Source organism: Paenibacillus sp. 1-8, from assembly GCF_056316205.1.
Map to the genome: position 1 here is coordinate 959258 of NZ_CM149995.1, position 26666 is coordinate 985923.

Consider the following 26666-nt stretch of genomic DNA (forward strand, 5'->3'; position numbering starts at 1 on the left):
ATCTCTCCTACGACTATTAATCAAGTACTGGGAAAAAGTTGGTAATCTCATCTGTAATCTTATCTTTAAAGCCCATAAATTTTAATTTTTTTCCATTTACATTAACATAGCCTTCGACCATATCACTTGGAGACCTAGCTCCACCAGGTATTATGCTGTTACTTCTCACCCCCTCTTCCATTGCTTCTCTTCCCAACTTCAATATCTGTTCATCAGAGAAAACTTTCGGATCATAAACAGTTTTAGGATTCTTATACTCTTTCCACTGACCAGTATAGTTTCCTTTTCCACCATTAGCTGTGCTCATTCCGTCATAAACAGGGAGCTTGTATTTAACCTCATAAATTCCCGGAATATCTGGATGTGACGTTTTTATCACAGCTTGGTTAATATTCTTAACCTGATCGCCAAAGTTGTCTAAAATATACCGCTCAAAGTTTTCAAGGTTATGTCCACCTTTTATTCCTATAGTCGGTTTTGCTTTAAACCCTTCTACTTCAATTAAATGATTATCATAACCTGATTTATAATTGACTGTAACATTAGGAGCTTGTGACGTCCTTTTATTACCCTGCGATTTAACAATTTCTTTTTCCTTTTTTAAATATTCTTTTATATTCGAGGCGTTTCTTGTATTTGTACTCTTAGCTACATTATATATGACCTTCTTTTGAATTTTACTATTTTCTTCTCTAGCTGCCTTGGAGGCAGTCTCTCGTAGCGTTTTCCTTGCCTGTTGATCCTGTTGTTTATATTGGTTTTTCGTTGTTAACCTTTCATTTGGTTGTGGTTTGTAACCTTTGTTTTCAAGCGTTTGGTTATTTTTTGGGGTAGCTATGTTTTCTCTAGCTTCTATTTCTTGCCTCGCTAATAATTCCTGGACTCTTACTTTTGCACTTACTCCAGAAGAAATATTAAAGAACCCTTTTCCTCTACCCAGTTTTGAAAGTATCCCCTTTAATTCTTTAGTATGGTCCATACCCCCTCGACCCCCAACCATAAGAGGGTTTTCTGTGATAATAGCATAGAACATCCATTTTTTCTCTTCTTCGGATACTCCTTGCTTCCTAGTTAGCATGAAAAAATCGCCGGGATAGTTATGCTTCCATTCACTATAGTATTGGCGATCCGGTTCACCGTCACGAGTACGTACAAGACCATCTTTTCCTCGATAACTCCCCGGTTTAAGTTTGGGTGTAAAGTCTTCGGTATATGCTGCTCTAAGATAATCCTGCCAGATTCTTTCGTAGTCTTCTTCTGTCAGTTCTGGTGGAGCAGCTTCTTTTTTTGCTTTAAGGGCAGCTTTAGCTCTAGCTTCTTTTTCTGCTTTAAGAGCAGCTTTAGCTCTAGCTTCTTTTTCTGCTTTAAGAGCAGCTTCAGTTCTAGTTTCTTCTTTTTCTTTATAGTCCCTGAGCATTTTATCCCGAACGCTTTTAGGAACTTGCTGATAGGCATGAGCCATAGCATTCGACTCTTTCAGCAGGTTTTGAACCAGTTCCAATGGACCACCGGAATCAGCCAAATGACGCGCACTCGTATATGCTTTTCCTAAAATCCACTTGCTATAGTAAGCTTGTTTAGCTTGCTCATGCTCATATTGACTGATTAGTCCTTGGAGTGCTAAACCAGCCAAGTGTTTGAGCGGGTGCAACCCCGTTTCTTTACTGCCTCCAACCGTTGGCGTTCCTTTACTACGAATAGGTATGGCTCCAGTTGCTTGTAACACCGTTGCTGCTACTTTACCTGCTGGCCCACCAACAGCATTCAACATCACACTGGCTACGTTCCCAACTACGGGAATGGAACCTAACAGCTTGGATATCGTCCCCATCAAAGCATTAGCCTGTTGAAGCGCTGCTGGAGTTGTAACTTTTGCTTTAGGAGTAGAGGCTTGGCTGCTAGATGAATCCTTTGCTGCTGATTGGGTTGCTTCATAAGCTTTTATGCTCATCAATGGTGGCTCAGGCACAGGAGGGAGGTCAGCTACAAAAACTGGAGCTTTCACCGTACCTTCCTGATATATCACTGGAGCCTTGGTATCCGTCTCGCCATCCAGCACCATGCTACTTTCTCCACCTTTGAGATACAGCGCTGTTCCAGCTTCCAGCGACAGTTCCTCACCTGCATCGAGCTTCACGTGACCACCCTGAATCTGCACATTCCCCGGACTGTTGATGGTGATGCCACTATCTTCATTTAGTGTAATTGAAAATCCATCCGAGGTAGAAAGGGTCAGTTCTTGCTCAGACATTTCTACGCCGCTACCTTGCACATGTTGCCATATCTTCACATTCGGCTGTCCATTTGCGTGGCGTTGTTGTCGTAGCGAATCCGTTACATAGGCATCCTGTTCGCGGTGTGTAGGCAGATACAGTTCTACTTGTTCCCCGATCTCAGGCATATCGTACCAACCGCTATGTTCTTCGGCTACATATCGAGTCGCCACGGGAAACCAGCAGGCTTTGACAGGATCTTGCTTCGGGTCGATGTCCAGTTGAAGCTGTACGAAATCCTGCTGTACCTTGAGCACCGTTCCTGTCAGCGAAATCCCGGTGGCCTGATCGTTTTCATAACGGGCATAGCGAATATTCTGTTCCGCTTGGAGATCATAACGAGTACGCAATAAGCCATCCTCTAACCGTGTCACTGCTCGAACGACGACCAACTCTTTGCCTTGTCCAATGGGTAACGTAATGAGGTCGCCCAGCGCATAATATTGCAGGCTTTCAATCATATAGGTGACATACGAGTCAGCACGTTCTCCCGGCTTTTCAGCATCCAGCTCATGGAACGTTTTCCGTACCCGATAAAATACATCTCGTTCCACTTTATGCTGCTTGCCTTCTGGCATCCCGAAGAAAACTTTGGGTGAGGCTGCGGTCACTTCTGGCACAAGTACCGAACCAAAGCGGGAAGCAAGACGCTTTAAAAAAGCCCAATCCGTCTCCTCATATTGTAAAACAAAAGTGTCCAATTTGGCATAGTTGGTTACGGTATCAATGGCATCTCCGTACTGATATTTTCGAACCAGCGCGGTGACCAGATCATCATAAGTACGGTGAATATCTTGATAGGAACGTTTTTTCAGCTTGATATCCATTTGATAGGAATGGGAAGCGGCTTCCAATTCAAAGGTGTATACTCCCCGTGTGCAATTCACAGACATTTGCGTAATGATCCCGTGAAACAGTCTTCTCAGCGATTGTCCCTGATCATCCAACTGACGAATGATAATCGGCTCTTGCTCCATATTTTGACCGATACAAGCGGCTCCCTGTTCTTCGGAGAGCAACCCACTGATATGTAAAAAGGCATGATCATTAATGGTACGTTTTATTTGAAGTTGTTCGATGTGTTGTGGCTGAAAGGGACCATAAAAGCGTAGGCTTTCATACCCGATCCCATCTGATAATAGGCTCAAGTGAGTTCATGACTCCTTTCTAGATGTAATTGTTTTTCCAAGTAAAGTATGTAATTTTTAATTCGCTTCTGATTATAGAAGACACGGATGAGTACAGCTTTGAGTCGAGATAGATATGTATTACAAGATTTGTTTGGCATAAAAGGACGAGAGGCAATATTTAATGAACAACCCAGCATATGTATTTATCGGTCAAAAGAGAGATTTTGTTTACAGAATGGCCCATTCGTTGGGGTATTTACTATGTGTATTTTTGGAAGCAGGTGATATGGGAGGGAAATGTAGAGTAGAAAAAAGCATATATATAAGACGCAATTAAGATCATAACCTGACAAGTAGACGATCTATCGTTTCCATCGGATGCTTATTAATCCGTTTCATAAATTGACTGACATGAAGCTTAATTTTATAGAATTTCTCAAAAAAGACGTTGTTGACCACATCGGATTTAAGCCACAGCCACAGGCCTTCAATCGGATTCAGGTTTGGACTATATGGCGGTAGAAAGACCAAGTGCAAGCGCGGATGTTCCTTCAAAAAAGGCTGCAGCCCGGTAGCATGATGAATGCGGCTGTTGTCCAGAATGAGAGCGAGCTTCCCATTCGGGTAAGCCGATAGCAGATCCTGCAGAAACCGAATAAAGGCGGCTACATCGGCTTTTTCTTCTTCACGATGATGGACCTGTCCGGTTTCGTAGTTGATCGCTCCAAATAGCTTGGCTCCTTCATGCTTGCCATACGTTGGCACTTGGCGTTGCTTACCGCGCGGAAACCAGTTGTATTGCAGCGCCTGATAGGAACGAATCATCGATTCGTCTTCAAAGAGCAAATGATTGATCTCTTCCGCCTCAACCTGTTTCTTGAGCTTGGCAAAGGTGTGTTTGCGAAAAAACTCTTGGGCGTCCTCATCGGCTTTGGCTAATGTATAGGTTGCTTTGGTAAAGCTGAAGTTCATCCGTTTGAGCATCGCGCTAATCCCGCGTACGCTCATGATAATGCCAAACTCCCGCTTGATCCATTCCGCTACCAGCGGGAGTGTCCAGGTGTAACGAGCTTCAAAGCCCACATCCGTCGGTTGCTGCTGTTCGAGCATCGTGGCTAACTGACTACGCTGTTCCTCCGTGAGTTTAGGCGGTTGTCCGGGAGAGTGATCCATTTCCAGACCAGCAAGACCATGCTTTTGGTAGTTCTGCCAATAGAGGCTGATCGTTTGACGAACGCGACCAAGCAGATCGCTAATCTCAGCAAACGAGTGCCCTTCCAGACGAAGACGGACGGCCAGGTACCTTTCGTAAAGACGTTTATCTGATGTTTCTTTCATCGCTGTATTCAATCGCTCGATTTCTTCGCTTTTCATGTTCATCGCCACCTTGGGTTGAAGTTACTATTCATTACCCCATTTGGCGACGGATTGGCCTCGTTAATTTCTTATTTGCGTCTTATATAATAGGTGATAAGAAGGAGTATATCCTTTCCGTCGTCTCGACACACGTGGAGTGTTGCTCACTGTTGGTCAAGAAAGACTAATAGTTGAGATGTATTGGCGTATACAGCAACGGAGCGGGAGAAGTCCTGCTTCTTTTTTTGATAGGCTCTTTATCCTTCGTTGTTGTTACTACAGCTCAGTTCTTGTCCATCTCAATGCGAATGACGCATACATATGCTATTACATATTTAAAAAGAGAGGAATGGAATACATGTCAAAAGCTATTACAACAGGTCCGTTTCGAGTTCCACAGCTAACAAAATCACTTATGGGTCGATCGACGAGTATATTTCAACGTTTACTCCCGAGGTTCAGGACATTCTTCAAACGTTAAGGCAAGTGATAAAAGAGTCGGCGCCGGATGCGAAGGAAAAGATCAGTTATCAGATGCCTACATTCGAGCTCCATGGAAATCTTGTGTATTTTGCGGTTTTCAAGAATCACATCGGTTTTTATCCGGCCCCTAGCGGAATCGATGAGTTCTTCCCCATTGATAAGCCGCTGCCCTATGACATATTAAGCAGAATCGTTAAATTCAGAGTTGCCAGCAACATTGAAAAAGCAGAAGGTAAATTAAAAAAGAAGAAATGATTGTATTATGATAGTTATACGCATACGGGGATCGATTGACAGATAGGAGAAGAGCCTGAGGGGGACGAAGAAATCTCGTACCCTCAGGCTCTTCTCTCTTATTATTGTCATAACCATATGATTAGTGATTATTTATTGAGAACATCCGCGTATTCGGAGAAACGTTCGAATCGTCCCTTGGCAAACGGGCATAAGGGTAAAATCTTAATACCGTTTTCCCGCGCGTATTCCACCATAGCTTTGACAAGCTTATCGCCAAGCCCTTGTCCTCGGAAAGCATTTTCGACCAAGGTGTGATCAATAATGTAAAGCTCCGGACTTGAGATTACATACGTCATTACCGCAGCAATGCCGTTATCTCGAATAAGAAATCTTTTATTAGCGGTATCATGATTTACAATATGCATGTTCATCTCTCTTTCCTTGTTCAATATTCACCGTCCAGACGTCTATACGTCAGTGCTCCGCTTGGACATGTGTCAATATGTCGGGCAATTGCCTCCGCAGTTTCAGCATCGGGATTAACCCAAGGACGCTTGCTTAAATCAAAAACACCAGGGAGGCCCTTTACGCAAATACCGGAATGAGTGCATACCTCCGAATTAAACATTACCTCGATATCTTTACCGTAGTATAATTTCTGCTTAGTCATAATTCCTTCACACCTTTCACTTTTGAGTTTGTTTAAAGACCAGGATCCATTCTTCGAAAGCTGTCAGGAATCTTTCCAAATGGCGAAGCGTTGATTCGTCGTCCAATTCTCCGGTGGTTTCATTCAGTTTTTCGTGAATGCTGCCGATGAGAACCTTCGGACCCGCCATCGTATAGGCATTCATGGCAAGCAGTGTCTGTCTCACCTGGGCTTGTGACTGCGCTGTCCCCCCACTGCCCGGAGTAGCACCTGCAATCGCAAAAGGTTTTTGAATCAGCACTGAGCTTTTACTCGGACGCGAAGCCCAGTCCAAGGCATTTTTCAAAACGCCCGGGATTCCCATGTTGTATTCAGGGGTCACAATCAGTACACCGTCCGCTTTTCGAATGCTTTCTTTAAATTCGACAACCGACTGGGGATCGCCTTGGCTCTCGATGTCCGAATTGTAAAGTGGAATCGTCGATAGGTCAACGTGATGAATCTCCCAATGCTTTGACGCAAGCTCTTCCATAGCCTTTAACACCCTTCTATTGAAAGAACCTTCACGAAGACTTCCACATATGGCAGTGATGGTGAGTTTGTTTTCGCTCATTCTTGCGCTCTCCTCTCTTGGTTTAAATCACGCCACAATACACGAGAAATGTCCTTAAGCAAATGACCCGACTCCACTCCCGCAGGATCTATGAGCCAAGCCATATGCAAACCGTTTAATAGAGACTGGATAAACATGGCCATCGACTTTGGATTGGCATCATTTCGGAGCATGCCGCGTTCCTGGAACGATTGTAAAATATCACCGATCTGTCCATACCATTGGTCAAATGCTTCACTAAGCTTTCTCTTCATGACCGGAACTCGGCTCGACGTCAGAAACTCGAAAAGCAGCATAGACGTTCCCGGGTCCATAACACATTCTTTGAACTGGGCCCTTATCCAGGCATCCAAGGCGTTCTGAGGGTTAGCCGCGCCTAATATGCCTTCCACTTGCTGCGGAATCCGCTTCGAATTTTGCGAAAGGCTGCGTTCGCAGAGAGTGAGGTACAGATCGCTTTTGTTGGAAAAATGGCAATAAACCGCACCTTTCGTCATGCCTGCTTCTGCCGCCACATCATTCAACGTCGCCTCTGCATAACCGTATTTCGCAAATATTCGCATCGACGCATCCAGGATTCGCGTCCGTGTATCCGTGTTTGATCGCCCTGACGCTTCCTGTTTCTCTGCCCATAATGCTCTCATTTCTTGCTTGCTGCCCAAATGACGACGAACCGTGTCCAGTGTACCCCCGAGGCCTCCGCCAAATCGGCATAGGTGAATTGGTCAACCGGACGCTTTTCCACCAAATCGAAAGCTGCCTCTAAAATCTTTGTACTTGCATCCAATACATCACCCTCAGTTTTTAGTGGGGATACTATTAGCATACTGGTTGGTATGTTCTTATAATATCGTTAAAGATCCTGCTCGTAAATGTGTGCAAACAAAATACAACTCGAATATTGTTGTAATCACAAGGAATATAGTAAAATAAGCAAAAAGGCGTTCGAGAGAATAAATCCATCGAATGCCTTTTTTCGTCTGACTTAATCAAAATGTTCAAGAACAATTTTTCCGATTGTTTTTCCAGATTCTATTTTAGCATGAGCAAGTTTTAAGTTTGCCGCATGAATCGGAGATATTCTCCCTGTGACAGCAGTGCGAATTTTCCCTCCATCAACAAGTACAATTTCTTGCGTTATGTCCCGGGTCAACGGAAACAGAATTTTTCAACGTTGTGGGGGCCGATGAAGCTTCTGTCGGGAATCGAGACACTCCAGAAAATGTGGTCCAAGTTGCTCTTAGCTCGCTTCAAGCAAAAAAAGTATATGCTATCCCAGGTTTTAAAAACTATATTTCTGCTCAAATGTCTCGCTTCTTCACACGAAAACAAATGCTTTTTATTGTCGGACGAATGCTCCGTACACGTCATTAATATATCGCAATTTTCAGCACTCCAGTCATATGGAGTGTCTAATATTGATGGTATGAAAAGATATATGACAGTATCGCTCAAGGAAGTTGAAAGATAGGCAGACGAGTCACGTTGAACGCTACGTGAGGATTGAAAGGCTGAAAGATTGATGAATAAAGGGATACAGGTGATTCGCAAAGCTAATCATTTAGTGCGATCCTTGAGAAGATCAAGAAGATATTTATAAAATATTGAGGTTTAATGAAAGATGAGGGTTCATGTTATGCCAAAAAACGATAATATGCTGGCAATTCTATGGATGCTGAATTCGGGCGTAAAAATGACTGCAAAACAAATATCCGAAAAGTTAGAAATAAATATAAGGACAGTTTATCGGTATATTGATGCACTATGTGCCAGTGGAGTGCCTATAATATCCGACACAGGTCATAATGGCGGGTATAGCTTGCTGAATAATTTTATCAGAGCACCTCTGCTATTTGATATTGAGGAAAAAAAGGCGCTCCTTCATGCTGCTGTTTTTGCAAAAGAAGCTGGATACCCTTTGAGTGAGGCATTAGGCACTGCGACATCAAAATTGAAAATGTATTCGAATCAGGAGCAGGAAAGTATACTTAGCCGTCATTTAGCAGGATTTGAAGTTATTAACCGCATGGGAGACCCTTCTATTCAGCCGGTATTGGCGGAATTGGAGCAGGCTGTAGCAAATGAATTCTCTGTAGAAATTGAGTATCGCACAAGCCATGAAGAACAACCTAAGAATAGGGTGATAGACCCCTATGGAATGGTCTACTGGAACAGTAAATGGTATACTGTTGCATTTTGTCACCTAAGAAATGAGATCCGTAGCTTTCGGGCAGATCGGATTCTACAAATCAAGCGTACTCCAATCATATTTAAGCGTTCTGAAGCTTTTTCGGCCCGTGAATTTTTTATGCAAAATCTGTTACCTGATTTAGTGGGTAAGGACGGTTTAATTTCTTTAATGATCGAAGGCAGGACAGAGGCATTGGATGACTTATGCCTGCATTGGTTTTTGGGGCATCATCTGAAAGAGCGGACATCCAATCGAGCAATCTTTTTGCTTGAGGAAAAATCAATTCATACGTATGTCCCTTATTTTCTCCTATCCTACGGGAAATCCATTCAAGTAATCAAACCACAGAGTTTGAAGGAAAAACTTGTTGCTGTTGCGTCGGAGTTAATGGAATATTATCAACTTTAATAGCTTCACTGACAGCAGATGTCAGTGAAGCTATTTTATAATGATGATAATCATTGATTACCGATGGATGGTTGGTATCACTTGATGAATTGTAAAATAAGGAGAACTTGCAAATGAATAATACGGTATATCTTTATGTGTTTGACACAATGGCAGACTGGGAAATAGGTTACTTAACTGCCGAACTGAACTCGGGAAGATATTATAAAAAGGGGCTGGCCCCATCAAAAATAGTTACCGTGGGAATTGAAAAGATTCCTGTAACTACAATGGGCGGATTGAAAATACTGCCTGACATCAAGCTAGATGAGTGCAGCCTTGAAAGCACGGATGCATTGATTTTACCCGGTGGAGATACATGGACAGAAACAATTCACCAACCCATCTTAAAAATCGCTGAGAGGTGTTTAAAGGAAGGTATATTGGTTGCAGCGATTTGTGGTGCCACAATGGGACTTGCCCAGACAGGATTGCTGAATTCACGTGGGCATACAAGCAATGATCTGGAATACCTTAAAATGATCTGTCCCACTTACACGGGCGAAAAGTATTACAAAATGGAGTCTGTTGTAACGGATGGAAAACTGATCACTGCATCTGGAACAGCTCCGTTGGAATTTTCCGTACACGTCTTGAAAGCTTTGGGTGTATTTTCTTCAAAAACATTAGATGCCTGGTACAGTCTTAATAAGACTCAGGATTCCAAATATTTCTATGAGTTGATGAATTCAATCCAATGAAGATATAAGCATAAAATTGATATTTGATCATTTAAAGGAGGAGTAAAAATGACTGAAAGCAGAGAATATATGGGAGTGTCAGGTAAATATACAAAGAATGGAACACCCAACGGCTTTACATCTATTACCCCATTTATAACAGTGAAGAATCCTTCTGAGGCAATAGAGTTCTATAAAACTGTTTTCAATGCAAGGGTTAAGGATATTACTGAATATCCTGATGGAAATGGCAATAAAATAATTGTTCATGCGGAATTAGATTTTGGAAATGGTTTTTTGCAGCTGGGAGCAGCGAATCCGACATATAAATTGGTCTTGCCGCCAGATGAAGGCAATGCGTGTTATTCTTTAGGAATTTACGTTATGAATGTTGATCAGGTACTTGAAAATGCGGTAGCAAGAGGAGCAAAAGTAAGGGAACCGGTTGCAAATTTTGTTTCAGGTGATCGATTCGCAAGTATATTGGATCCTTTTGGAGTAAGATGGTCTATTATGACTAGGATTGAGGATTTGTCAGAAGAAGAAAGTAGTCGGAGGGTTGCTGAATGGGCCAAAAGCTTTAGTGGAGAATAAATGCAATAACATTTTTTTGATAATAAGTGTCAAAAGTTACAGTTTGCTTAAATGATATAATAGAAATGCTGGTGCCAAATAGTTGGCGAAAATAGAAACTTCAAAATTTTAGGGTTGAAAAAGCAACCCTTCGAAAATATACCGTGTCGTCAAGGGACTACCAGCTTCATACGGCATCATGATCACCGCCACAAGGCATATGGAGAGCATCGCTCGCTGGGTATAAGAGTGTAGCCGATCCAGTAGAGGGGTTCGTTGGGGACGAAAAAGGACGTTAGCTATTCACGTCCTCTTTTTTATGTCTATTTAATTGCCGAATACATTTCCATCTGATGAAGATCAATAAGCATTTCTGCGCTCTTCAAAATATCCAAACCGATCAGTCCACTAATGTAGTCAGTGTTTTCATGAAAAACGCCAGAATCAATCAGGATGTCATTGAGCACAAGCTGCTCTAACTGAATTTGATCTACCCGTTTTGAATTCAATCTCAATATGTTATTGTCCTTACATTTAAACCATTCCCTTGTTGCCTCGCCGGGGTCTAGAATAGCCCGAATCAAAGCCACATCGTCCACGTACTGCTTGTTATCTTTGGTATGAGAATTCATGATGTATTGCATTAACGCTGTTCTGAATTTGCGAAAGAATGGACTCAAACTTTTCCATTACAGATTGATCTGCTGAACGTAGAGTAATAAAAGTCAGGTGAAAAATGGGAGTATGAGTATTTTGTAGTTTCGAATGGCGGTTTTTCCATACTCGAAGGCCAGTCAAATTACGCACGGAAATATACGCTAAACCCTTGTTTTTAAATATAAGAAAAGACCATAATCTGTTGACACAGAAGCGTAACCCATTTGTCGTAACATAGCTGTGATATTACCACGGTGATATGTTCCATGATTCACAATGTGGGGGACTATTTCGGATACACTTGTTTTCATGAGGTTGGCAGAAGGATTCTCAATGACAAGAAGCTTGTCTATATTTTCTTTTTGGTTCAGGAACGATTTGAATCGCTCGGATAACTCCAAAAACAGGGTCTCCATTTCCTCTAATCCTTTTGACTCAGTTTGTTCTTTTAGTTGTTCAGCTAACGACAATGCATGGTTCATACTTTTACCAGAAAAAACTTCTATCCATCCAAGATCGGAAAGATAAACATGGGCCAACACATTCGCTAACGAAGGAAATACACTTTGAACTTCTTGACGATAAGCATCCTTGGGCAGCTCTTTTAATCGCTTGAAAATTTGTTCGTATGCGAACATAAGTTTTTTATTAAAGCTAGTACTACTCTAACTAAATGCAAGAGAGCCGGAGCATCAAAAGCTCAATTTAACTTTTCACGTAAGTTCGTAAATAAAGAAGATGGTTCGAGATATGAAGAAGACCTGCAAGTATGTTATATTTAACAAACGGCAATCATGATGAACAGCAAATGTAGTGATTTTTTTAGTAAAGCCACAGGGTCGAAGAACAGGTGAACAAAGTGTTCTGATGGTGGAACCGTTACAGGATCGAATATAGATTGACTCAGATATAGAAAAGGATGAGATTATTTTGGAAAACAACGAAACTCAGCAGGAATTTGCAGAAGTATATGAGCAGCTTAAAGTAGCTGTAAACCGAACCTCCGATTGGAAAGCGCGTCTAGCTGCGGTAAATGATTTGGGCGCATGGAAGAACCAGCAGACGATTGACGTACTGACACATCGATTGAATAATGATACGGTATATGCCGTTCAGGAAGCCGCTTACCGCAAGCTTCAGGAATGGGGCGAGAATGTACAGCCGCCTGTGCGCAAAGAGGGTGAGCTTGTTAAGGGCCTGACGAAGATTCTGGTGCGGATTAAAAAAAGCCTGCCAGCCGACCATACCTATAACGATTTTCGCGAGAAGCTGCACAAGATGAGAGTCGATATTTATGACGTCTATGAAGGCGACAAGGGTGCTGAGTTTGATCAGTGGCTGGAGCAAAAATGGGCTTCGTTATCCACAAGATAATGTCTGAACCCTGCAATTGAATGTATTTTTAAGGATTGTAACTGGTGATGCAGACAAGGCCTTAACAAGGATAAGGGGTTATTTTTGTTAAGGTCTTTTTTATCTTTTGGGAGTGGGTATATTTGTATCTTTTCCTCGCTTGTGTGATTTTTAATGTGTTACATCTTATTTGATTGCCGAATTTCTTTGAAATATTGGTTACATTCATTGGAGAATTGCTCAAGTATGTGAAAGATACAAACCAATAAAATTTCTATTCTATAACGTTAAAGAAATACTTTTTGAGCAAGCTATGAAATACATATCAGGAATGCAAAGAAAGCAACAAAGAATTATCTGTAGATAAATTGTAGGAAAATGATCATTTTTTGATGGGGTAATAGTGAAGTTTGTCGTTGATAAACATGTTTCCGTGAAATATATTAGCTCTAAGCGTGGTCATAGTGAATAAGCTGTTGCAACGACAAAATCGGTCCTCTATTTTTTACCATTATTCTTTAACCATTGGTTAATTAACAAGTGTTGATTTTCCGTTTTTTTTGTCATACAATTCTTTCATTGCTACAGGCTCGGACTCAGGAACAGCAAGGCTTGATTCATATTTGGACGTGATTTCCTTGTACGCACTCGGATGATGAAGTATCTCTATATTGGCAAAATCAGCATCACGGCAGCCTGATATCTCGATATCCTTTTTGGGATAGGGACTGTTTTCCATATCTTTCAGTTTGATGATGAACATATACGAAGGGGAGCGTTCTTTTGGAATCGAAACAATTAACGAGAGGGCTAAAGCCAAGGCATGTTGAGCTGATTGCGCTTGGAGGCACCATTGGCGTTGGCTTGTTTATGGGGTCAGCAAGTACGATAAAATGGGCGGGGCCTTCTGTGCTGTTGGCCTATCTCTTAGCTGGAATTATTATGTTTTTTGTCATGCGGATGATGGGAGAAATGCTGATTCTCGAACCGGTGACAGGCTCATTCGCTACTTTTGCTCATAAATATATTAGCCCTTTGGCCGGTTTTTTGACCGCTTGGAGCTATTGGTTTTTATGGGTTACTGTAGGGATGGCGGAGGTTACTGCCATTGGGGTGTACGTGGGCTATTGGTTCCCTGACATTCCGCAATGGCTGCCAGCCTTGGCAGGTGTCATCATCATTGCGTTAGCCAATTTGGCGGCTGTGAAATTTTATGGAGAATTTGAATTTTGGTTTGCGATGATTAAGATTGTCGCCATTATCTTTATGCTGATTATTGGCACGGGTATGATCTTCTTTGGCCTGGGGAACGGCGGGCAACCGATTGGTCTCTCCAATCTGTACAGCCATGGCGGTTTTTTTGCAGGTGGTTTAAAAGGTTTTCTATTTGCGCTCTGTATTGTAACGGCCGCTTATCAAGGTATAGAGATGGTGGGCATTACGGCGGGTGAAGCAGAAAATCCGAAAATGACGCTGCGAAAAGCCATTAAGAATATTATCTGGCGTATTCTGATTTTTTACGTGGGTGCGATCTTTGTTATTGTTACAATCTATCCATGGAATCAAATTGGCGAGATCGGCAGTCCTTTCGTTCTGACCTTTGCCAAAGTAGGGATTGTTGCCGCTGCGGGCATCATTAATTTCGTTGTTCTCACAGCCGCGATGTCAGGCTGCAACAGTGGTATTTACAGTGCGGGAAGAATGTTATACACATTGTCTAAAAACGGACAAGCCCCCAAGTTCTTTGGGAAAGTTTCCGAAAGCGGGGTTCCCAGAAATAGTATTATTGCGACCATTTCCTTGCTGCTGGTGGGAGTGCTGTTTAATTACTTAATCCCTGATTCCAAGCTGTTCCTGTATATTTATAGCGCCAGTGTTCTTCCAGGCATGGTACCGTGGTTTGCAATGGCAATCAGCCAATTTAAATTCAGGAAAAAGTGGAAGAACGAAATGGAAGATCATCCCTTCAAGTCTCGTTTTTTCCCGATCAGCAACTACATCACCATTATCTTCTTGTCCCTGGTGATCGTTGGAATGTGGTTCAATCCAGACACGCGCACGTCATTGATTGTCGGAGCATCATTCATGGCGATCGTCATTGTCGGCTATTTTGTCTTTGGCATAGGAAAGCGGCAGAGAATTGAAGAATTAGATAAGAAATAGACCGCTGCTAAAATGCAGAGATCATGACCGAGCGAGATTCAGGTTACGCCCTGAGTTCGCTCGGTTTTTCTTTTACCAAGGTAAAAGAAACTTACTTCGGAAACGGAAAAACAGTTCAAGCTTTAACCCTGTACCAATACGTATAAACTTCTGAGTATCCTAGTTTGGCATAAAGCCGTTGTGCAGGTTTATTATCGGCTACAACGGCTAAATAGCTGTGTCTGGCCCCGTGTTCTTGTCCCCATTTGAGCAAATGTAATATCATTTGTTCCCCGAAGCCCTGATTTCTGTAATTTAAATCGGTCACAATATCGTATAAACCTAGATACTCTCTTTCTATAATTCCAAGACCGCAAGCAATAACTTGATTGTTGTCATAAAGCGAGATAAACCCTTTCTTCGTTATGATATTAGACAACATGCGTTCCATGATGCCCTTATGATGATCATTCACATGATTGAGTCTGCAAAAATGCTCTAACCATTCTTCATTCATATGTTCATCTATTTTCACCGAATTTAGTTGGGGGCTGCTTAGGTTATCCAGCTTTAAGGTTTGAACACTTGTTGGGTCAATGAGGGAATAGCCCTTTTCCTCTAAAATGCGATCTAAATGCTCAGGATGGATAAAGGGAGTGATTTTATAGGTTGCGGGCAAGTTACGATCTGAAAATAAGTTCTCACACTCTTCAATTTTATGATCGAGGTCAAAGGTTGAATAATGAATCGGGTTAATCGAGTTGGCACGTTTGGTATAACCATCTGCAAAGCGCAAAATCCATCCATCGTAAAGTAAAGTGGACAGGGGCTGCCAGTTGTTCAAGGATAGCTCTTCAATAATTTTGTGGTTCATAGGTATCCTCCATATGGTTTAATGAATAATAATACATACTAATGAATAATAAACCAAAGAGAAATAGAAAGAAAGCACTAATTTTGTTTAGGTCAAGCCAATATACAAAGGACATAAATTATCTATAGTTTCTTCTAAATTTTAACTGTTAATAGAATTTTAGAGAAGCTATAATTCTATTAAATAATTGAAGTGCAAATGGAGAGGGGTTAAGGGGAAGATGTTGAAAAAATGGTCATTGCTCTTGATGTTAGCCTTGCTAGTAGTAGCATCATTGGGCTGGAACGGCGGGGTATCTTACGCAGCTACCACAGAATATACTTGGAACAAGTACAAGGGTACTGAAGTGAAGACATATAGATTGACTGCAGTGCCGGGAAGAGTCGAATATATGGATCAGGAAAGGCTTTTTGCCGCTTTAAGCCAAACCCCAAATGTGTATGGAGATTTCAGCGGCTATGAAACGGGGAAAACAACTGGAGTTGTAACCGAAAGCATAACGGATGCGGTTTATAAATTTACAGTTACTGATTTTCTTCGCGATCAGGAGCCTGAGGTTGTAGAGTATATAAATCCCAGAGGCGGAATTCCTCATAGATGGAATGGAACTAGTGATATTCGGATTTTTATGAGAGGGTCAGAAGCGACTTCTTTGTCTGAGCTGTTTTATGAGGGGACACCAAGTGAAGGACGCTTTCAATTTAATCCTGACGATATATATTTAGTTACATTCTGGTCCAGTACAGTAAGACCTATCAGTGGTATGTCTGCTGAAGCGCTAATAGAGGAAGGACCTCACACGTTTATAAATCGGGAGCTTGTAGGTCAAGTAACAAGCGAAGATCCTGCAGCTTATCCGCAAGATGGGATTTCAGAGGGTTACTATTATGTTTATCAAGGTGCTACTACAAAAGAATAACCCAGATGATATAGAATGGCTAATACGTGATCCAAATAAAGAGCAAATAAGTAAGTGAGAGTGATCTGCAATAGTAGAGATAACAGAGTGTATACCCATCCGGGATTATATACATGATGTTATCTTTTTTATTTCTACGCTGGCAATGAGAACATACAGTGATGGAAGAAAAGGGTTGAAAATTTGATTTCCAATGAAAACTATTTTAAATGATCAGGATATATGGTTTTAAAATAATGACGATTTAATGGATAATACAGCATACCAAAGCGACTTTTTTTACAGTCTTTATTCAAACCTAGGGAGATTATTCCGATAATTCAAGTATATACAGTTTGGTGTCAATGGTTATGAAAATTCGTTTGAAAACAAAAGAGATAATTTTCACAAATGAACAGGAGCACAGGGGGAACTGACCTGGTTTTACATCATGAAGGAGGTGAAATACCCTAGAATCTTATGAAACGTGAAAAGGAGTTACAACGAATTAGGTGGTACATGGCTGGTTTACTGGCTGTTTGGTTGTTCTGCGTACATACTGTACCTGTTTTTGCAGACAGGACCTTTAACGATATTGAACATTCCTACGCTGCTGATGCGATTGAAGCCATGGCTGCTCAAGGGGTTATTACTGGTTATCAGGATGGCAGCTTCCGGCCCATAGATTTTATTTCGAGGCAGGAGTGGGCGAGTATCTTTGCTAAAACCGTAAAACGATCGTCGAACACCAGAGGTGCTGTTCCTTTTACAGATGTGTCGCCGTGGGCTCTATCTTATGTGCAGACCTTGCAGGAAGAGAACATTACCAAAGGAATTAGTGATCAACTGTTCGGTGCAAAGCACAATATGACTCGTCAGGATATGGCAGTTTGGTATGCCAGGTATTTCGGTGTTTCTGAAGATATCCAGTCTTCCAGTGTATCCGGATTTGTGGATCAGCCTGATATATCAGACTATGCACAAACAAGCGTATGGCTGATGGAGCAGTTGGGGCTGATGGAGGGGGATAAGAATCATTATTTCCGTCCAAAAGAGTTTGTGAAACGGCAGGATGCCACGCTGGTCGCTTATCGGGTATGGCTAGGCGGTGACACTCTGCGGGATCGGGCCAAACGTTTGCTGGATTCATTAGGAAACGGAAGTGGAGCTGCCATTCAGACGATCAACCGACCAGAGTCGAACAAGATCGTGGTAGACTTGGCGCCGGAAATTAGCCATCAGCGGGCGAATCCGGAAATCGAAGAGCCCAGAAGCCATAGTCCAAGGCCGGATCCACCGGTAGCTCCGGTAACACCAACAGAGCCGAAGCCGGAACCACCAGTTATACCATCAGATCCTAGTCCGAGGCCGCCAGTTATACCATCAGATCCTAGTCCGAGACCACCAGTGACACCACGGCCACCAGGACCGAGACCGAAACCACCGGTGATTCCACCGGATCATTCTTCGGATTTTGTAGTGGATGAGGTTGTAATTAAGGCGCCGGAGTTGGTAAATCAACCGGAGACGTATCCTTCGTATCAGCTGTCCTTTGATCTCTACAATAAAGGGCACTTGTTAAGCATTCCCGATGTTAGCGTCACAAGTGTCACCTACACATTTAGTGATACATTAGGTGTATTTGATGAACATGGGGAAATCGCGCATTCCGAAAATATACCTGCTGCTGATGGTTACATTCCTGTAGAGATAGAAGTCACAATTGCCAAACCCCATCAGGTGCTTAAAGCACAGACCAAGCTGATCGTGAAAGGGAAGACTCCTCCGGTAGAGGAACCGAGTGTAATCAGGTCCGTATACTTGGCGACGTACACCATTTCACAGGCCACGACTCTAGACCCTGATGCCTGGAGCATGCCCTATGTATTTCAAAATGCAAAGGGAGAGGTCATACCGTCCGGTCTATTGCCGTCAGATTTGAAGCTTCGGATAGATGATTCCAGAGGGATATTTGACGAGGATGGACATATTGCCAATCTGCATCTGATTCCTGCAGTGAACTCTGTCATTCCATTCAAGATCGAGGTTGAATCATCCTCTCAGGGAATTCACTTCATATCCGATGCAGAGTTAACTGTAGTACCGGGAGAGCGCAAAAAGCAATATTTTGCTGTCTCGATGATGCTGCAGGGACAAGATGCGGGCAGTACGACCACGGTAGAGCAAATCGAGCAGGCTCGTCAATTGCTGATGGATCACTTTGGTCCCAACTTAAAAGTGACGTGGGCCATGGAAAATAGATTTATCTTTGTGGAAGTAAATCGTCCGCAGCTTAAAAAGGTTTTGGAATACGTGGATCAGTATGGCGATGAAGTCGGGATTTTGGACGGATATCCGAATAATCTGTACGATCTTCCCAAATGGGAAGCACGGATGAACGAATGGTTGTATATGTATCGTTATAATGCACTCAATGAGCTGCACCAATCCGGTTCGTTGGGATCACCTTCGGTGTTTGAAAGCATGGATACAGACCAATACCGGAAGTATCTGCCTAAATCATTGACCAGCTTTACGGTGAATCCTGAGCAGGCCCAATGGCTTAAGGATCATTTTAAAATCACTTCAGCCATGGGGTGGTCGGCTACACAGTATAATGTGAACAACATGTATGGTGAGGGTTCGCCTTTGATGCCTTACTGGTCCAATAAGGATAATCCGATTGTTCCGGCACAGGGAGTTACAAATAATAGCGGTATCGTGTTTATGAACTCGATTACGATTGATCCCATTGGATCACGCTATACAAAGGATTCCTCACGCTGGACTCTCCATCCAGGTGACCCATATGTGACTGAAACGGATGCGGCACCACAACTGTATATAGCACAGCAATATTTAGATAACCCGTATCAACGTTTAAATACGGTAAACTACATGTCCATTATTTTGGATGTCAACTGGCTTGCCAAAAACCATAGCATGAACCAAATATGGGAGAACTTTGTGAATCACTTCCCTGCTGACCGTGAGGTCGAGATTGTGGGAGTGGATGGGCTGAAACAGATTTATGAATCGTTAGCTGGATCGAATAATGATCATACGGAATTTTCGCTCATGTTTAGGGGCTCCGGCATTAAGGCGGTCATGGACTCCAATAATTCGCCGGCCAATCTGCGTTACTTGTGGACTGAAAACGCCTCACAGCGGATTATTTTGTCCAAGGAGGATGGAGATACGGCATGGTCCATTATTGATTTTACCGACTATACCCGAAATCCGGTTCCAAAGCTACCATACAACCTGAATAAGAACACGGATGTAAGCTATGTCACCGGAAGAAACTTCAAGCTACATCCTACGGCTCCGTTAACAACAGAGGAAATTCAGCGCGTAAAGGATCGTTTGAAGGAGATCTACTTCTCAGAAGAAGTGAACTATCAGTAATTGTATGAAACGAAGAACCGAGAGCATATTGCTTTCGGTTCTTTTTGGTCTACTCGTCCTTCAGTTATACCCATTCAATAACTTGATCCGCAGGTCGCCGAGTCTTTCCACGCGGCTCATTCAGACGGTATCCAAAAGCCACCATGCAGGAAATGCCGAAATGCTCGGCATCCATGATGCCTTCTTCGGAAAGAATTTGTTCAATTTTGTTTTTATTAAAACCTTCGATTGGGCAGGAGTCAACTCCGATTTGAGCTGCGGCTGTCATCATATTGCCCAGAGCGATATAGGTTTGTCGGCAACCCCACTCGAACATCGCTCTTTCATTTTCCTCCAGCCCAAAATCCGATTTCAGGAAGGCATCATATACCTTTTCTTTGCCTTGAGCCACTTCAGCAGGCAATTGCTGTACGTTTTCCATTATACCCTTGATATATTCGGATGAGGCCAACATGTCTTTAGGCATTCTGGAGAGAATGAGTACAAAATGGCTCGCTGTAGGTAGCTGTTTTTTGGCTCCCCAAGAGTACGGGAGCAGCTTCTCACGCATGGCGTTACTTTGGACGACAACGAATCTCCAGGGTTCGAAGCCGAACGAGCTGGGAGATAAACGACCTGTTTCGAGAATAAAACCGAAGTCCGAATCGCTGATTTTCTTATGGCTGTCAAATTCTTTGGTAGCATGTCTGAACTCATATGCAGATAAGATTTGATTTTTAGCAGTTGTTACGGTTTCCATAGTTTACTCACTCCTTGTGAATTTTTATTGAATTTGACGCTTACCAAGTGGCATGCTTAATATTAAAATATACATGACTGTTTTAGAAGTACGCACATTAATGTGCTGTAGTATACAAAATGATACTAGGAGGAGATTACCTATGCGAAATCGGAAAGGCGGCTTTGGAGAATGTCCCGATGGAAAAGATCAGGCCTGCCCGGTGGAGTACACACTGGATGTGATTGGAGGCAAATGGAAAGGGATTCTCTTATATCATCTAATGTATGGAACCAAGCGGTTTAGTGAGTTTCGGCGAATCTGTCCGGGAATCACTCAGCGCATGCTGACGCTCCAGTTACGCGAGCTGGAAGAGGATGGTGTAGTTCACCGTGAAGTCTATCAGCAGGTTCCTCCCAAAGTCGAATATTCTTTAACCGAATTTGGAAGAACTCTGACTCCGATTATTAGCTTAATGAAGGATTGGGGAGAAGAATATAAAACCAAACATCGTTCATCAGAAAGCTGCATGGAGCCATCCAAGCCCGTCTTGTAAAGGGATGTTCATCTATCAATACAGGTACGCGCAAAAGGCACTTACGATCGTATGCTAGAGCATATACCGTAGGGCCTTTTGCGGTTTATCTATAAGAGTATTTTGCATAAATCCAGTGAAAGACTGGAAATCAAATGATTCATAAGGCTGAACCACTCATCGGATGATTTGGTCAGGTATCACCGAACAGCTTGACCGTATCGTAAATGTTAGTCGTTGTGCCATATGGAATGTACAGGGTCGGCGCGATTTTGGACAAGGCGAGGGCTAATATGTTGAAAAAAAATCGTTTTTTATTTTGGCTGCTGCTTCCGAAACGTTTTGGAAGATGGGTAAGGAGCACAATGATGACGACAATTAAAGATATCGCGCGCGTTGCCGGCGTTTCCGTCACAACGGTCTCCAGAGCTCTTAACGGGTACGATGATGTCAATGAGCGACCCGCCGCAAAATTAAGGGAATCACGTTCACGGGCGACATGGACCCACATGCTGTTCCTATCCGATTCGCTAGAGAAGTGAACTGGCTTGCGGAAAATTACAAAAATCTTCCCGATGTATTAGGGGATATATAGAGGTTGATGGCAGTGTATAAAGCAACTGATAAGGAGATAATAAAGCACGGAACAGAGAATGCGAGAAAGGCACAAAGAGTTTGTTACTTCGGCTTTTGAAAAAATATCCGCTCTATAGATAAATGCCAAGGCGGTAAAAAACCAGTCCAACAAGAGTCGTGTTTGGACTGGTTTTTGATTTACGATTTCGTCGTAATGACGATAGTATCTTCTTTTTGAATCCAATCTACTTTGGCCCCTAGCGTCTCACTGATCAGCCGGAGCGGAAGATAGCCAATGCCGTTTACAGTGAAGGGAGGATTTGTGAGTTTCACAACTTTACCGTTCATCGTTGTCTGCCCGTTTTTAAGATTAATTTGCAGAGAGACGGGATTGGCTCCTGTCTTGGACTGATTAATTTTCGCTATTTTACTGTTAAAATCATAAGTGACCTCGGCCCCCAGCTTGTCAAAAACAGAACGAAGGGGAATGAACGCCTGTCCGCTCCGGGTGATAACACCGTTACTTAGCGGGACAGGTGTGCCGTTGAGGCGGACGAGAATGGGCTTTTGTACAGGAACCGGCGTACTGTAGAGAAATTCATAATCCCCTATGCCAAGCTGCGCATGTTTGTTGACCCCCCAGCCCCACAGGGTTCCGTCTGTTTTTTGCATGATTACATGCCTGGAGCCTGCTTTGATGCTTTGAATATTTTGGGCAAGTAATGTAAAGTGGGCATTCGGTAATAATTTTTCTCCGTCCAAGGACGCTGCATAAACATTCCCCTCTGTGGTCAGTGCAAGAATGGAACGCTCAACGATAAAGACGTCTTTGACATCCTTTATACCTGTTAACAATACAGGGGTATTTTCGTTGTGATAGGTTGTATTATCCGAGTAACCTGTGACTGTAGCACCCCAGAACCACAGCCGACCTTGCCGATCCACCGCAAGCTGGGTTCGACTATTGGATTTGATCGTTTGGATTCCTGTTAAGGATTGAATCTGCGATGCAGTTGCAGTATCGGTTAAGGTGGCATTTGTATCAAATTCCTTGGGCCATGTCCATACAGTACCGTCTTTTTTTAAGGCTATGTTTTTCGCGATTGCCGTAATATTCTTTAATGAGGCAATAGGTTTAAAACCCTGCAAGCCTTTTGTATTTTTCCACACACTGCCGTCTTTTTTTAAGAAAATCCAGCCTTCCTCATATTCCGGTCTTTCTTCATAATAGCTGTCTATATTTGCAACCTCGTCGACGCCAGATAGGGTTTGAAAAGGGCCAAAGATGCTGCCATTGTCGAGTCGATCAGCGGAATATACGCTGCCTTCGGTGCTCAGGGCAAGCACATGATCATTTAAACTACTTACAGCTGCGAGGTTCTGTAGTCCTTCCAGAGGAATGAATTTCACGGATTCAGAAATGTTGTTTCTGGGTATATACCAAGCGGATTGATCCTGTAAAGTAAATACCAGGTCACCTTCGTTAAAGATATTAGAAAATGTTTTTACAACGTTCGGCTTATCCTCTACACGAGTCGGTACGGATTGATTATAGCCCCATAACCACAAGCTCCCATCGGATTGAATCAGACTCCCGGAATCATAGGAGCGAATACGGGACGTCGATTCAGCTCCAGCCGCCCATGCACTGGAGCTGAACAATAACAACGCGATCATACTGATTAACAGAGTACGTCTTTTCATGCGTTTTTCCTCATTTCTTCATCAATGTATATAAGGTGAAAATAACACCTTGGGGGGGGATATCTCCTTATCAATAGACGAAGAATATATAGAAAAGTTTTCCAAAACACATCAATTCGAATAAAATAACCTCCAGAAACCCACGCTTAGAGTGGATGTGGAGGTTATTTTTTAGCCCGTTATTCGGCTACGCACGATCAATAAGGTTTGAGCTTTGATTTGTCCAATTTCACGGATGAGTGCAGCCGTTTTCGCTTCATAGGCGTGTTTGGCATCCAAATCTTTCAGTGAAGCAAGGTTAATGTCAACGGTCAGCAGGGCGGATTGGGCGGCAGCCTCGAACAGAATCGCGCCTATGCCGAGATCAGAAATGACATTTTTGTTGGACAGTTCCACAATACTGTAGGCACGCTGCATTCCGTCCCGGCATACTTCCAGCAAACGCATCGGCACCTCAATGGCGGCGATCACCGCGGTCTGTAGGGAATGGGTGCGATAGCGTTTTTCTTCGTCTGTTTCTTTGGGCAAGCGCAATGCGGTCATGTATTGTTCAAAGGATTGAATGTCTGCGGTCATCAGCTCCTCACAGCGTGCAGACAGATTTTCCATGCTATGAATCACTTCAGTGATTTGACCATGAACATGCACGTATTTTTCTCCTTGGGAAAGGTTGGCGGTCATGGAGGTCATAGCCACGCCCAGTGCCGCTGCCAGTGCGGATACACTTCCTCCGCCGGGGGTAGGCGCTGCGCTTCCAGCTTCTTTCAGAAAATGTCGAATGGAATCATTCCACGACAGTTCACTCATGAATAAACCACCTCTCGGGAGTATTGTTGCAGATCAATCGCTTTGAGCAGATTTTTGTACAAGATGGCAGTCGTTAATGTGCCGACACCGCCGGGAACCGGAGAAATCGCATGTACCTTTTCCCCAACGTCCGAAGCGGCATCCCCCACTATTTTTCCCTCCAGCGTCTCGTTAATTCCTGCATCCACCAGAATCAGGCCGGGATGGACCATATCCTGCGTAATCACATCAGGGCAACCGACTGCCACGAAAGCAATGTCCGCATGACTTAAATGCTCTGCAATATCACGGGTGCCTGCATGACAGGCGGTAACGGTGGCATTTTCTCTTTGCAGCATGTGAAAAAGGGGGAGTCCCACCGTCTGTCCTATGCCGACAAGGGTGACATTTTTGCCTGCCAACGTGTGACCGTAATGCTTGAGCAGCTCGATACAGGCTTGAGGGGTAGCGGGATACAATCCGGCTTCACCTGTAACGGTAGCCAGCTTGTTACCTGGGGTAATTCCATCAATATCCTTGTACGGGGCGATGGATTGTTTAATGACGGAGGCGGATAGATGCTGGGGAAGAGGCAATTCCAGCATAATACCATGTATATGGGAGGCTTCATTCAGGCTGCCGATCAGGTGAAGGAGTTCGGCTTCGCTTACATGGCGGTCAAAGGTATGAAGATGAAAGGAGATGCCCAGCTTCTCTGCTATTTTCTGCTTGGTCCGGGCGTAGTAGGCAGAGGCAGGGTCGCCTTCTACCAACAGTGTTGCCAAATGAGGGAGATGCCCTTGCTGTTTCATTTGTTCTACCTTGGTACGGATCGTTGCATACACTTGCTCAGCTGCTTCTTTGGATTTCATAATGATGGCCATAGTTCGAACCTCCTCTAAATTTATCGCATAATGGAATCAACAGGGTGTTATGGTCTTTTAAAACGAAAAAAAGTATTTGCACAAGGTCGTCACGACAGACGAATCCTCTGCAAATACTTCTCCCAGGCGAACGGCACGCTTTCATTGTATGCTCCCTCGTGGTTGATTCCACTGACTTCGCCAGTCACATACAGCGTTATATATCTTATATTTTAGCAAATAATCTTCCGAAAAGAAAGCCGTGAACATTTGGCAAAGAGGTCATGTTATTTGTCTATATGACAAATGTCATACTCCCGAACTGACGTTTATGACTACATCGAACACAGGTATCCCCTTATACTGAGTTAGATCAACATGTACGCCTGACGAGATCAAGGTACAGGCGTCATTTTAAAGGAGGATCAACATTAAGTATGACACAACTCCCATTAGCCCAATTGAAAAAAAATATGGCTCCCTATGAGAAAATAAACACGAAATCGAGCGTTCTGCAACTCATTAATACCCTGGGTCCACTGATCCTGCTATGGTATGCCGCTTATCTTAGTCTGTCAGTATCGTATTGGCTGACCCTTCCGATTACTATTATTGCTTCCGGGTTTGTTATACGAACGTTTATCATTTTTCATGATTGCGGTCATCAATCGTTCTTCAAAAGCCGCAGGCTGAATGACATTGTGGGCACGATTACAGGTGTTATTACACTTTGCCCGTATGACCAATGGAAAAATAGCCACGCGATCCACCATGCAACCAGCAGTAATCTGGACAAACGAGGTACAGGTGATATGTGGGTGCTTACGGTGGAAGAGTATCTAGAAGCTTCTGCAGGGACACGACTGGCTTATCGTATATACCGGAGTCCATGGGGGATGTTCGGACTCGGTCCGATCTACACTTTTTTGATTTCCTATCGCTTTAACACAAAGAAGGCAAAACGCAAGGAAAGAATAAATACGCATGTAACGAATATATCTCTAGTTTTATTGTATGCACTGTTGTGCTGGGCTATCGGTTGGCAAGCTTTTGTTTTGGTACAGGCACCTGTTTTTTTTGTATCGGGTGCGCTCGGTATCTGGTTGTTTTACGTACAGCATCAGTTTGAGGATTCGTATTTTGAACATGATGAAGAGTGGAGCTATATTAACGCAGCCGTAGAAGGCAGTTCTTATTATAAGCTTCCTAAGGTGTTGCAATGGATTACAGGTAATATCGGTTTCCATCACGTTCATCATTTGAGTCCGAAGGTGCCGAATTACAATTTGGAGAAGGCGCATGATGCCACCCCGCAGCTTCAAAAAGCGACGACTATCACGGTGAGCACAAGTCTGCAATCTCTGAAGTTCCGGCTTTGGGATGAAAGCACGAAAACCTTTTTGTCCTTTAAACAAGTGAAGCCGTTGCTCAGCAAACGTGCTGCCGTTACGAAACCCGTCCCTACACCTGTTGTGAGCACGGAAAGAAAATAACTTTGTACGAAACGCGGTATGATAAGA

The 26666-nt window shown here is 43.2% G+C and carries 25 protein-coding genes, 1 pseudogene and 1 riboswitch; of the genes and pseudogenes, 11 read left to right on the forward strand and 15 right to left on the reverse strand.

The annotated features are described in order from the left end of the window. Nucleotides 1-16 precede the first annotated feature (16 nt). Both AC0WRU_RS04435 and AC0WRU_RS04440 read right to left on the reverse strand, forming a co-directional pair. On the reverse strand, nt 17-3421 hold the full coding sequence (locus AC0WRU_RS04435) for a CdiA family toxin C-terminal domain-containing protein (protein ID WP_476127391.1): 3405 nt from the start codon (nt 3419-3421) through the stop codon (nt 17-19). Between the two features lie 321 nt (nt 3422-3742). Next, nucleotides 3743-4783: an IS630 family transposase gene (locus AC0WRU_RS04440; protein ID WP_476127392.1), complete on the reverse strand. Its 1041-nt coding sequence runs from the start codon at nt 4781-4783 to the stop codon at nt 3743-3745. 384 nt (nt 4784-5167) lie between these two features. Between AC0WRU_RS04440 and AC0WRU_RS04445 the strand changes: the two genes are divergently transcribed. Next, a complete protein-coding gene (locus tag AC0WRU_RS04445) occupies nt 5168-5497 on the forward strand; it encodes an iron chaperone (protein ID WP_476128567.1) in 330 nt (109 codons plus the stop codon). A gap of 128 nt (nt 5498-5625) precedes the next feature. On the opposite strand, the gene AC0WRU_RS04450 is transcribed toward AC0WRU_RS04445, so the two are convergent. From AC0WRU_RS04450 to AC0WRU_RS04470, 5 genes are read right to left on the reverse strand one after another with little or no spacing between them, the layout of a single operon-like run. After that, nucleotides 5626-5904: a GNAT family N-acetyltransferase gene (locus tag AC0WRU_RS04450; RefSeq protein WP_476127393.1), complete on the reverse strand. Its 279-nt coding sequence runs from the start codon at nt 5902-5904 to the stop codon at nt 5626-5628. Between the two features lie 20 nt (nt 5905-5924). Further along, entirely contained in the window at nt 5925-6149 is a 225-nt protein-coding gene (locus AC0WRU_RS04455; RefSeq protein ID WP_476127394.1) for a (4Fe-4S)-binding protein, read from the reverse strand. A 16-nt stretch (nt 6150-6165) separates the two neighbouring features. Further along, the gene (locus tag AC0WRU_RS04460) at nt 6166-6741 is read right to left on the reverse strand and encodes an NADPH-dependent FMN reductase (RefSeq protein ID WP_476127395.1); all 576 of its coding nucleotides are present in this window, start codon (nt 6739-6741) and stop codon (nt 6166-6168) included. Then, entirely contained in the window at nt 6738-7385 is a 648-nt protein-coding gene (locus AC0WRU_RS04465; RefSeq protein ID WP_476127396.1) for a TetR/AcrR family transcriptional regulator, read from the reverse strand. Before AC0WRU_RS04465 ends, AC0WRU_RS04460 begins: the two co-directional genes overlap by 4 nt. Then, the gene (locus tag AC0WRU_RS04470) at nt 7382-7528 is read right to left on the reverse strand and encodes a hypothetical protein (RefSeq protein WP_476127397.1); all 147 of its coding nucleotides are present in this window, start codon (nt 7526-7528) and stop codon (nt 7382-7384) included. The genes AC0WRU_RS04465 and AC0WRU_RS04470 overlap by 4 nt, the downstream gene beginning before the upstream one ends. An 849-nt stretch (nt 7529-8377) precedes the next feature. On the opposite strand from AC0WRU_RS04470, the gene AC0WRU_RS04475 reads away from it, so the two are divergent. From AC0WRU_RS04475 to AC0WRU_RS04485, 3 genes are all read left to right on the forward strand, one after another. Then, nucleotides 8378-9340: a helix-turn-helix transcriptional regulator gene (locus AC0WRU_RS04475; RefSeq protein ID WP_476127398.1), complete on the forward strand. Its 963-nt coding sequence runs from the start codon at nt 8378-8380 to the stop codon at nt 9338-9340. Between the two features lie 113 nt (nt 9341-9453). Then, nucleotides 9454-10080, forward strand: a complete 627-nt coding sequence (locus AC0WRU_RS04480; RefSeq protein ID WP_476127399.1) for a type 1 glutamine amidotransferase family protein — start codon at nt 9454-9456, stop codon at nt 10078-10080. A gap of 48 nt (nt 10081-10128) precedes the next feature. Continuing rightward, entirely contained in the window at nt 10129-10653 is a 525-nt protein-coding gene (locus tag AC0WRU_RS04485) for a VOC family protein (protein WP_476127400.1), read from the forward strand. A 302-nt stretch (nt 10654-10955) separates the two neighbouring features. Here the strand turns inward: AC0WRU_RS04485 and AC0WRU_RS04490 are convergent, their stop codons facing one another. Next, nucleotides 10956-11147: a hypothetical protein gene (locus AC0WRU_RS04490; RefSeq protein WP_431090296.1), complete on the reverse strand. Its 192-nt coding sequence runs from the start codon at nt 11145-11147 to the stop codon at nt 10956-10958. A 303-nt stretch (nt 11148-11450) separates the two neighbouring features. Further along, nucleotides 11451-11927: a DinB family protein gene (locus AC0WRU_RS04495; RefSeq protein ID WP_476127401.1), complete on the reverse strand. Its 477-nt coding sequence runs from the start codon at nt 11925-11927 to the stop codon at nt 11451-11453. Nucleotides 11928-12219: 292 nt separating this feature from the next. On the opposite strand from AC0WRU_RS04495, the gene AC0WRU_RS04500 reads away from it, so the two are divergent. After that, nucleotides 12220-12663, forward strand: a complete 444-nt coding sequence (locus AC0WRU_RS04500) for a HEAT repeat domain-containing protein (RefSeq protein ID WP_025683802.1) — start codon at nt 12220-12222, stop codon at nt 12661-12663. A gap of 508 nt (nt 12664-13171) precedes the next feature. On the opposite strand, the gene AC0WRU_RS04505 is transcribed toward AC0WRU_RS04500, so the two are convergent. Then, nucleotides 13172-13405, reverse strand: a complete 234-nt coding sequence (locus AC0WRU_RS04505; RefSeq protein ID WP_476127402.1) for a hypothetical protein — start codon at nt 13403-13405, stop codon at nt 13172-13174. 20 nt (nt 13406-13425) lie between these two features. Between AC0WRU_RS04505 and AC0WRU_RS04510 the strand changes: the two genes are divergently transcribed. After that, nucleotides 13426-14805, forward strand: a complete 1380-nt coding sequence (locus AC0WRU_RS04510; protein ID WP_476127403.1) for an amino acid permease — start codon at nt 13426-13428, stop codon at nt 14803-14805. A gap of 115 nt (nt 14806-14920) precedes the next feature. Here the strand turns inward: AC0WRU_RS04510 and AC0WRU_RS04515 are convergent, their stop codons facing one another. Beyond that, nucleotides 14921-15658 (reverse strand): GNAT family N-acetyltransferase, encoded by a 738-nt coding sequence (locus AC0WRU_RS04515; RefSeq protein WP_476127404.1) that lies wholly within the window; start codon nt 15656-15658, stop codon nt 14921-14923. 220 nt (nt 15659-15878) lie between these two features. Here AC0WRU_RS04515 and AC0WRU_RS04520 point away from each other — a divergent pair, with 220 nt between their 5' ends. Continuing rightward, entirely contained in the window at nt 15879-16577 is a 699-nt protein-coding gene (locus AC0WRU_RS04520; RefSeq protein WP_476127405.1) for a hypothetical protein, read from the forward strand. 459 nt (nt 16578-17036) lie between these two features. Beyond that, complete coding sequence (locus AC0WRU_RS04525; RefSeq protein ID WP_476127406.1) at nt 17037-19964, forward strand: S-layer homology domain-containing protein; 2928 nt, start codon at nt 17037-17039, stop codon at nt 19962-19964. Between the two features lie 64 nt (nt 19965-20028). Here AC0WRU_RS04525 and AC0WRU_RS04530 read toward each other — a convergent pair whose 3' ends face one another. Next, nucleotides 20029-20703, reverse strand: a complete 675-nt coding sequence (locus tag AC0WRU_RS04530; protein WP_476127407.1) for an NAD(P)H-dependent oxidoreductase — start codon at nt 20701-20703, stop codon at nt 20029-20031. 142 nt (nt 20704-20845) lie between these two features. Here AC0WRU_RS04530 and AC0WRU_RS04535 point away from each other — a divergent pair, with 142 nt between their 5' ends. Beyond that, nucleotides 20846-21238 (forward strand): winged helix-turn-helix transcriptional regulator, encoded by a 393-nt coding sequence (locus tag AC0WRU_RS04535; protein WP_476127408.1) that lies wholly within the window; start codon nt 20846-20848, stop codon nt 21236-21238. A 347-nt stretch (nt 21239-21585) separates the two neighbouring features. Next, nucleotides 21586-21693: pseudogene (locus tag AC0WRU_RS04540) on the forward strand (LacI family DNA-binding transcriptional regulator); the annotation flags it as partial. A 298-nt stretch (nt 21694-21991) separates the two neighbouring features. Here AC0WRU_RS04540 and AC0WRU_RS04545 read toward each other — a convergent pair. The 3 genes from AC0WRU_RS04545 to AC0WRU_RS04555 form a co-directional block, all read right to left on the reverse strand. Beyond that, nucleotides 21992-23497, reverse strand: a complete 1506-nt coding sequence (locus AC0WRU_RS04545; RefSeq protein WP_476127409.1) for a stalk domain-containing protein — start codon at nt 23495-23497, stop codon at nt 21992-21994. 171 nt (nt 23498-23668) lie between these two features. After that, on the reverse strand, nt 23669-24304 hold the full coding sequence (locus AC0WRU_RS04550) for a cyclodeaminase/cyclohydrolase family protein (protein ID WP_476127410.1): 636 nt from the start codon (nt 24302-24304) through the stop codon (nt 23669-23671). After that, nucleotides 24301-25167 carry a bifunctional 5,10-methylenetetrahydrofolate dehydrogenase/5,10-methenyltetrahydrofolate cyclohydrolase gene (locus tag AC0WRU_RS04555; protein ID WP_476127411.1) on the reverse strand — a complete coding sequence of 289 codons (867 nt, stop codon included), beginning with the start codon at nt 25165-25167 and terminating at the stop codon, nt 24301-24303. Before AC0WRU_RS04555 ends, AC0WRU_RS04550 begins: the two co-directional genes overlap by 4 nt. A gap of 113 nt (nt 25168-25280) precedes the next feature. After that, nucleotides 25281-25365: riboswitch (ZMP/ZTP riboswitch) on the reverse strand. Between the two features lie 218 nt (nt 25366-25583). Here AC0WRU_RS04555 and desA point away from each other — a divergent pair. Then, on the forward strand, nt 25584-26639 hold the full coding sequence (gene desA / locus AC0WRU_RS04560) for a Delta(5) desaturase DesA (RefSeq protein ID WP_476127412.1): 1056 nt from the start codon (nt 25584-25586) through the stop codon (nt 26637-26639). Nucleotides 26640-26666 lie beyond the last annotated feature (27 nt).

Excerpts from the sequence above, each read along its gene's own strand:
- AC0WRU_RS04460 (WP_476127395.1), bottom strand. The coding sequence starts at position 6,741 with ATGAGCGAAAACAAACTCACCATCACTGCCATATGTGGAAGTCTTCGT.
- AC0WRU_RS04515 (WP_476127404.1), bottom strand. The coding sequence starts at position 15,658 with ATGAACCACAAAATTATTGAAGAGCTATCCTTGAACAACTGGCAGCCC.
- AC0WRU_RS04465 (WP_476127396.1), bottom strand. The coding sequence starts at position 7,385 with ATGAGAGCATTATGGGCAGAGAAACAGGAAGCGTCAGGGCGATCAAAC.
- AC0WRU_RS04530 (WP_476127407.1), bottom strand. The coding sequence starts at position 20,703 with ATGGAAACCGTAACAACTGCTAAAAATCAAATCTTATCTGCATATGAG.
- AC0WRU_RS04455 (WP_476127394.1), bottom strand. The coding sequence starts at position 6,149 with ATGACTAAGCAGAAATTATACTACGGTAAAGATATCGAGGTAATGTTT.
- AC0WRU_RS04555 (WP_476127411.1), bottom strand. The coding sequence starts at position 25,167 with ATGGCCATCATTATGAAATCCAAAGAAGCAGCTGAGCAAGTGTATGCA.
- AC0WRU_RS04520 (WP_476127405.1), top strand. The coding sequence starts at position 15,879 with ATGTTGAAAAAATGGTCATTGCTCTTGATGTTAGCCTTGCTAGTAGTA.
- AC0WRU_RS04450 (WP_476127393.1), bottom strand. The coding sequence starts at position 5,904 with ATGCATATTGTAAATCATGATACCGCTAATAAAAGATTTCTTATTCGA.
- AC0WRU_RS04440 (WP_476127392.1), bottom strand. The coding sequence starts at position 4,783 with ATGAACATGAAAAGCGAAGAAATCGAGCGATTGAATACAGCGATGAAA.
- desA (WP_476127412.1), top strand. The coding sequence starts at position 25,584 with ATGACACAACTCCCATTAGCCCAATTGAAAAAAAATATGGCTCCCTAT.
- AC0WRU_RS04495 (WP_476127401.1), bottom strand. The coding sequence starts at position 11,927 with ATGTTCGCATACGAACAAATTTTCAAGCGATTAAAAGAGCTGCCCAAG.
- AC0WRU_RS04545 (WP_476127409.1), bottom strand. The coding sequence starts at position 23,497 with ATGAAAAGACGTACTCTGTTAATCAGTATGATCGCGTTGTTATTGTTC.
- AC0WRU_RS04550 (WP_476127410.1), bottom strand. The coding sequence starts at position 24,304 with ATGAGTGAACTGTCGTGGAATGATTCCATTCGACATTTTCTGAAAGAA.
- AC0WRU_RS04535 (WP_476127408.1), top strand. The coding sequence starts at position 20,846 with ATGCGAAATCGGAAAGGCGGCTTTGGAGAATGTCCCGATGGAAAAGAT.
- AC0WRU_RS04475 (WP_476127398.1), top strand. The coding sequence starts at position 8,378 with ATGCCAAAAAACGATAATATGCTGGCAATTCTATGGATGCTGAATTCG.
- AC0WRU_RS04525 (WP_476127406.1), top strand. The coding sequence starts at position 17,037 with ATGAAACGTGAAAAGGAGTTACAACGAATTAGGTGGTACATGGCTGGT.
- AC0WRU_RS04480 (WP_476127399.1), top strand. The coding sequence starts at position 9,454 with ATGAATAATACGGTATATCTTTATGTGTTTGACACAATGGCAGACTGG.
- AC0WRU_RS04485 (WP_476127400.1), top strand. The coding sequence starts at position 10,129 with ATGACTGAAAGCAGAGAATATATGGGAGTGTCAGGTAAATATACAAAG.
- AC0WRU_RS04505 (WP_476127402.1), bottom strand. The coding sequence starts at position 13,405 with ATGTTCATCATCAAACTGAAAGATATGGAAAACAGTCCCTATCCCAAA.